Origin of the sequence: Actinoplanes sp. NPDC049548, assembly GCF_040676695.1 — a bacterium.
GTDB lineage: Bacteria > Actinomycetota > Actinomycetes > Mycobacteriales > Micromonosporaceae > Actinoplanes.
Genome location: NZ_JBFAPM010000017.1, coordinates 193,220 through 200,381, shown reverse-complemented (window position 1 = coordinate 200,381; position 7,162 = coordinate 193,220). Strand labels below are relative to the sequence as shown.

Sequence of the window (7,162 nt, the reverse complement as noted above, 5' to 3'; positions counted from 1 at the left end):
ATCGACGGCGGCGCCCTGAACACCCCGTACGCCCGCACCGTCAAGAACGGCTGGGGCAGCGACGTCTCCGCCCGCCTGCAGGTCGAAGCGATCTCGCTGTGGCCCGGCGCCGCCGCGACCAGCGCCCCCGAACACGAGGTGTTCGTCAGGGACTGGACCTGGACCCAGGAATACGTGCCGACCGCTGCCGAGCTGGCCGCCGAGGCGCAGGCCGCCGCGGCGCAGGCCGCCGCCGAGGCCGCAGTGGAGCAGACCGCCGCGGAGCAGGCGGGCGCGGAGGCCACTGCCGAGCAGACCGCCGCGGAGCAGGCCGCGGCGGAGCAGGCCGCCGCCGACAAGGCCGCGACCGAGGCCGCCGAGGACAAGGTTGCTGCCGAGAAGGCCGCGAAGGCCCTGGCGAAGGCCCAGAAGGCTCAGGAGCGGGCGGACAAGGCCGCCGCCAAGGCCGCGAAGGCCCAGGCCAAGGCCGACGCCGCCGCGGCGAGGGCGAAGAAGGCCCAGGAGAGGGCCGACGCCGCCGCGGCCAAGGCGGCCGCCAAGAAGGCCACCAAGTAGGACGAACCGGAGAACGAGGACCGCGGTCAGCGCCCCCACTGACCGCGGTCCTCACTCGTCCGGAGTGGTGCAGTGACAGAAATGGGTGCGTCAGACTCTAGGCATGGCCTTCCAAACCGCATAATCTCCCTACTCGCCGGTAACAAATTCCGGCGGCGTTGAACCGACCGCTCGTGCCCCGCGTTTCCACGGTCAAGGTCAACAAGGGAGCCAAGGATGATCATCGGTGTACCGCGTGACCCGCATCCGGGTGAACGGCGCGTCGCGGCGACCCCGGCCACCGTGGCCGAGCTGCTGAAGCTCGGGTACGACGTGGTGGTGGAGTCCGGCGCCGGCACCGGCTCCTCGTTCTCCGACGAGGCGTACGCCGATGCCGGGGCCCGCATCGGCGACCCGCTGGCGGCCGACGTCCTCTTCGCGATCAACCCGCCCCCGGCCGAGCAGCTCGACCGGCTCGGCGCGGGCACCACGCTGATCGGCATGCTGAACCCGCGCCTCGACCCGGAGCTCGTCGCGGACCTCGCCCGCCGTCCGATCACGGCGATGTCGATGGACGCGGTCCCCCGGATCTCCCGCGCGCAGTCCCTCGACGTGCTGTCATCGATGGCCAACATCGCCGGCTATCGCGCGATCGTCGAGGCCGCGCACGTCTTCGGCCGCTTCTTCACCGGCCAGGTGACCGCCGCCGGCAAGGTGCCGCCGGCCAAGGTGCTGGTCGCGGGCGCCGGCGTCGCCGGCCTGGCCGCCATCGGCGCCGCCGGCAGCCTCGGTGCGATCGTCCGGGCGACCGACCCCCGCCCCGAGGTGGCCGACCAGGTCCGTTCCCTCGGCGGCGAGTACCTGCCGGTCGAGGCCCCCGACGTCGAGGTCTCGTCGACCGGCTACGCCAAGGAGATGTCCGACGACTACAACGAGCGCGCCGCCCGGCTCTACGCCGCGCAGGCCCGCGAGGTGGACATCATCATCACCACGGCGCTGATCCCCGGCAGACCGGCGCCGCGGCTGATCACCGCCGCGATGGTGGCGAGCATGAAGCCGGGCAGCGTGATCGTCGACATGGCCGCCGCCAACGGGGGCAACGTCGAGGGCACCGTCGCGGGCGAGGTGGTGGTCACCGCGAACGGCGTGACCATCATCGGCTACACCGACCTGCCCGGCCGCCTGCCCGCACAGGCCTCCCAGCTGTACGGCACCAACCTCGTCAACCTCATGAAGCTGATGACCCCGGAGAAGGACGGGCAGCTCGTGCTCGACGTCGACGACGTCGTCCAGCGCTCGATGACGATCGTCCGCCACGGCGAACTGACCTGGCCGCCGCCCCCGGTGGCCGTCTCCGCCGCACCCACCGCCGCTCCGGTCGCCGCCGCACCCGCGCCGCCCGCGCCGGCGCACCACCCGGGACGGAAGCCGGCACTGGTCGGCGCCGGCGCGGCCGTCCTGTTCCTGCTCACCTCGCTGGCACCGGCCGCCCTGCGCGGCCACCTCACCGTCTTCGCCCTGGCGATCGTCATCGGCTACTACGTCATCGGGCACGTGCATCACGCCCTGCACACGCCGCTCATGTCGGTGACCAACGCGATCTCCGGGATCATCGTCGTCGGCGCCCTGCTGCAGCTCGGGCACGGCGGCAACCTGGTGACCGGCCTCGCCTTCGCCGCGGTGCTGCTGGCCGCCATCAACATCTTCGGCGGCTTCGCGGTGACCCGCCGCATGCTCGCCATGTTCTCCAGGAGCTGATCGGATGACCGTCGAAACCGCGGCGCAGGCGGCGTACATCGTCGCCGCCCTGCTCTTCATCCTCGCGCTGGCCGGCCTGTCGAAGCACGAGACGGCCAAGGCCGGTAACACCTTCGGCATCGCCGGTATGGCCGTCGCGCTGGCCGCCACGATCGCCCTCGCGGTCGAGCGCGACATCAGCGGCACCGGTCTCATCCTGCTCCTCGTCGCCACCCTGATCGGCGCCGCGATCGGCCTGCACCGGGCCGGCCGGGTGCAGATGACCGGCATGCCGGAACTGATCGCCCTGCTGCACAGCTTCGTCGGTCTCGCCGCCGTGCTGGTCGGCTGGAACGGCTACCTGCACGTCGAGGCCCACCCGGACGGCGCCGAGGCCACGCTCCTGAGCGGCCAGGACATGCTGGGCATCCACAGCGCCGAAGTGGTCATCGGTGTCTTCATCGGCGCCGTCACCTTCACCGGGTCCATCGTGGCGTTCCTCAAGCTGTCCGCCCGGATCACGTCCAGCCCGCTGATGCTGCCCGGCAAGAACGTCCTGAACGTCGCCGCGCTGGCCGCGTTCGCCGCGCTCACCGCCGCCTTCGTGGTCGCGCCGCAGCTGTGGGTGCTGATCGTGGTCACGGTCGTGGCCCTGCTGCTCGGCTGGCACCTGGTCGCCTCGATCGGCGGCGGCGACATGCCGGTGGTCGTGTCGATGCTCAACAGCTACTCCGGCTGGGCCGCCGCGGCCGCCGGCTTCCTGCTCGAGAACGACCTGCTCATCGTCACCGGGGCGCTCGTCGGCTCGTCCGGTGCCTACCTGTCGTACATCATGTGCCGGGCGATGAACCGGTCCTTCCTGTCGGTGATCGCGGGCGGCTTCGGCATCGAGGCCGGCCCCGCCGGCGACAAGGACTACGGCGAGCACCGGGAGATCAGCGCCGAGGGCGTCGCCGAGCTGCTCGTCGACGCCGACTCCGTGATCATCACCCCCGGGTACGGGATGGCGGTCGCCCAGGCGCAGCACGGCGTCGCCGAGCTCACCCGGGTGCTGCGCGACCGTGGCGTGACCGTCCGCTTCGCCATCCACCCGGTGGCGGGCCGCCTGCCCGGTCACATGAACGTGCTGCTCGCCGAGGCGCGGGTGCCGTACGACATCGTGTGCGAGATGGACGAGATCAACGACGACTTCGCGGGCACCTCGGTGGTGCTGGTCATCGGCGCCAACGACACGGTGAACCCGGCCGCGGCCGAGGACCCCACCAGCCCGATCGCCGGCATGCCGGTGCTCACCGTCTGGGAGGCCGACCAGGTCGTCGTCTTCAAACGGTCGATGGCCTCCGGGTACGCCGGCGTGCAGAACCCGCTGTTCTTCCGGGACAACTGCGCGATGCTCTTCGGCGACGCGAAGGACCGCGTGACCGACATCCTCGCCGCGGTGACGGCCACCACCCCGGCAGCGACGCACCGCTGACGCCGCCGTCGGGCAGTCAGCTGTCGACGACCAGGGCTGTCACTGGTCCTCGGGGTCGTCCGGCGGCAAGGAGGGCCACGCCGGCGGGGTGACCGAGGGGTCAGCGGGGGGCGGCGTCCCGGTCGCCGGGCCCGACGGGATCGGGTGCCCCGGCGGCAGCGGCGGATCGTCGCTCGGCTCGGCCGACGACGGCGGGTTGCCCGCTGGCGCGACGTCGGCGGACGCCGGCCAGGCGGTGGCGAAGACGCCGACGGTGACCGCCGCGGCGGCCGCGAGGGACAGGACGTGCCTACGCTGCATGCGATCTCCCCGTGATCTCGCCGCGCGTGGGACCGCGGCCCGACCCGGAACGCTACCAACGATCGACAGCGGCTGCTGTCCCTATCCGAGCGACGCGGGCCCGACCGAGAGGCAGTCGATGTTGCCGCCGCTCGAGCCGCTCGCGGCGGCCCGGATCCTCACCGCACCTCCGGGCAGGTGGGTGGTGAGGCTCGTGGTCTGCCAGTTCTGCCAGGCCCCGGTGACGGGGAAGGACTTCCCGGCGTCCACGACGGCGCCGTTCACCGCGATCGTCAGCGGCCGGTCGCTTGTGCCGCCGTTGGCGTACCGGAAGGCCAGCGTGTACGACCCGGCCGCCGGGACGGTCACCGACCACTCGACGAAGTCGCCGGACGCGTTGCTGTAGTCGGCATAGCCGCTTCCCGTGTAACCGGGGTGTCGTGTCGCCAGCGCGACGCCGCTCAGCGCGGCATCCTCCGCCCCGTGCACGGTCACGGCCGAGGGCGACGGGTACGGCTTACCGCTCGGCTCGACCGTCACCGCGGTCCCGCCGCCCGTCTCCACGGGGATCAGCGGGGTGACCACCGAGAGGAGCTTCCGCGCCGCGTCCCACACCTGGCCGCTGCCCTGGAGCACCGCCGCCGTCTCGCTCGTGCAGGCGCCGAGCGGTGGGTGGCCGTCGACCCGCATGCCGACCGGCGACGAGAGCCCGTGGATCCGCACGACGTACCGCCGCTCGGCCGGCGCGCCACGGTAGGTCCCGGCCGGGTGCGCGATCACCACCCTGAGGGCCGAGTGCGTGAAGGCGAGGCGCGTGACCGCGGCGGCCCCGCTGACCGCGAACTGCTCGGTGACGCCGTCGTCCTCGTAGACGTCGAAGGAGCCGTCCTCGCCCGAGTAGACGTCCATCTCCAGGTGGGTCCTGTCGAGGAAGCGGGTGCTCTGGGCGTACTTGTACCTCGGCAGGATCGCGCCCGCCCTGACGTACATGATGATCTCGCCGGTCCGCGTGACACAGGACCTCTCGGTGGTGTCCGAGCCGGCCGTCCTGGCGTCCGACCAGAAGTCGTACCAGGTGTGTCCGGCCGGTAGCCAGACGTTCTGGGTCGTGCCATCGGCGTCGCTGGTCACCGGCATCACGATGATGGACGGACCCCACAGGTACTGCAGGTCGTGCGAGTAGGCCATCGGGTTGTCCTGATGGTCGACGACCATCGCCCGGGCCATCGGCATTCCGGTGGCATGCGCGGCGTGCGCGATCGTGTAGATGTACGGCAGCATGGTGTACCGCAGCTTGCCGTAGCGCAGGAACTCGTCACGTTCGGCGGCGTCCTGATCGATCGGCCATCGCGACGCCCGCGGACCGAGCGTCGCGGTGTCGCCTTCGGAGTGCGGCCGCCAGATCGGCGACAGGCTGGACCAGGCGGCCACCCAGTTGCGGTACAGAGGCCCGGAGATGAGGCCGCCGTGGAAGCCGCCACCGTCGATGTTCGCGTACGGGAAACCGCCCAGCCCGGCGTTCAGCATGCCGCGGATCTGGTCCCGCATCTCGCCGTAGGTCGACTCGATGTCGCCGGTCCAGAGGTGGCCGTACCGTTGCTGGCCCGCGGTCCCGCCGCGGGAGAAGGTCCAGGGGCGCCTGGCGGCGCCGATGTGCCCGGGCGCGGCCGGATCCCAGCCCTCCTGCCCGACCCCCTTGTGCAGGTACAGGAAGTACGCGTTGCGCAGCTCCGACCAGCGCCGGCCGTCGGCGGTGAGCGCCCCGTACGGGATGGGCCCCATCTCGTCGGGCTCGTCGATCCACAGGGCGTCGCCCGGAAAGCCGAGGGCGGGGTTCAGCGCCTTCGTCCAGAAGACGTTCCACACCCAGGCGCGCGTCGCCGGGTTGCTCCAGTCCGGGACGGCGTCGCTGTTGTCGACGGCGGCCACGTCCGCCGCGCGGAAGCTGAACCCGGGCGGCGGCCCGCCGACCCAGCCCGCCATCTCGTTGGAGTTGTTGCGGTTGTAGTCGAGGGTGGTGAGGATGCCGTTCTCGTCGGCCCAGCGCTTGAACCCGGCCGGATCGGGCCAGCGCTCGGCGCTGAACTCGAACCAGGACCCGCTCCACGCCCCGCTGCCCGCGCGCCACCGGTTGTCGTGGACCTGCACGTCGAGCGGGAAACCGGCGTTGCGCATGGCGGTGATCTTCTCCGTCCACCAGGCCTGGTCGCTGACGCCGGGGTAGTTCTTGTCCGACAGCTGCAGTCCGAAAAAGCCGAGCTGCGGCAACCGCGGCCGGCCGGTCAGCTGGGTGTAGCGGTCGAGCAGCCTCGCGAACTGCGGCCCCTTGATGACGAAGTAGTCCAGCTGCGGACGGACACCCGGGGCTTCGTGGCCGTCGGCCCAGAACTCGTGGACGCCGCCGTCGCCGAAGCTGAAGGTGGTGTCGAACGTCGTGTTGAAGAAGATCGCGTACCCGTGGGACGAGAGGTAGAGCGGCACGATCGCCGGAGCCTGGTCGCCGTGCCCGCCGCGCAGCGGGTAGTTGTGCGAGACGGTCTCGCCGGTGCGGTCCACCCGGGGAGCGCGGCCGTAGAGCCCGTGCCCGCCTTTGCAGAAGTGCTCGTCCGCACCCGGCGGCACGAAGCTCTGCCGGACGATGCTCTCGGCGGCATCGCCCCAGCTCATGCTGTGCGTCAGGTCCTCTCCGGTGAGGAGAGCGCCGTCCTCCCTGCGGAGGAACGCGAGGCGCAACGGGTTCTTCTGGAGCGTCAGTTCGATGCCGTCCGCCGGTGCCGTCGTCATCGTGAGGGCGGAGCCGTCGTCGCGGACAGCGAGCGTGCCTCCCATGCCGGCGTGGTTCGCCGGGTCGACCATCTCGTAGCGGTCGTCCGGGAAGAACGCCTCGCCGCTGCGGATCGCCCGCACGCGCACGATGTGGCCGCCGTACGCGGTGACGCGTACCTGTTGGCCCGAGGTGCTGGTGACGGTGACGCTCCGGCCGTCGGCGGTGTGACTGCTGTAGTCCGTCAGCCGCTCGACGGCCTGCGCCGATGCGTCGGCCGGGCCGGGGAGGCCGGCGCCGGCGACGGCGCCCACCGTGATGCCGGCCGCCTTGAGGAAGTCACGGCGAGAGTGCTGCACTTCAATAGAAAATCA

5 protein-coding genes are annotated in these 7,162 nt (G+C 71.6%); 3 read left to right on the top strand and 2 right to left on the bottom strand.

Annotated elements, in window-relative coordinates:
• From AB0J80_RS28765 to pntB, 3 genes are all read left to right on the top strand, one after another.
• Positions 1-555: hypothetical protein (locus AB0J80_RS28765; protein ID WP_364710956.1), on the top strand; the 555-nt coding region annotated here is incomplete at its 5' end.
• Positions 556-771: 216 nt separating this feature from the next.
• Positions 772-2,292 (top strand): Re/Si-specific NAD(P)(+) transhydrogenase subunit alpha, encoded by a 1,521-nt coding sequence (locus AB0J80_RS28760; RefSeq protein ID WP_364710953.1) that lies wholly within the window; start codon positions 772-774, stop codon positions 2,290-2,292.
• A gap of 4 nt (positions 2,293-2,296) precedes the next feature.
• On the top strand, positions 2,297-3,745 hold the full coding sequence (gene pntB, locus AB0J80_RS28755; protein ID WP_364710950.1) for a Re/Si-specific NAD(P)(+) transhydrogenase subunit beta: 1,449 nt from the start codon (positions 2,297-2,299) through the stop codon (positions 3,743-3,745).
• A 39-nt stretch (positions 3,746-3,784) separates the two neighbouring features.
• Here the strand turns inward: pntB and AB0J80_RS28750 are convergent, their stop codons facing one another.
• Positions 3,785-4,045: a hypothetical protein gene (locus tag AB0J80_RS28750; protein ID WP_364710947.1), complete on the bottom strand. Its 261-nt coding sequence runs from the start codon at positions 4,043-4,045 to the stop codon at positions 3,785-3,787.
• Positions 4,046-4,126: 81 nt separating this feature from the next.
• Positions 4,127-7,147, bottom strand: a complete 3,021-nt coding sequence (locus AB0J80_RS28745; protein ID WP_364710946.1) for a TIM-barrel domain-containing protein — start codon at positions 7,145-7,147, stop codon at positions 4,127-4,129.
• Between the last annotated feature and the right edge of the window lie 15 nt (positions 7,148-7,162).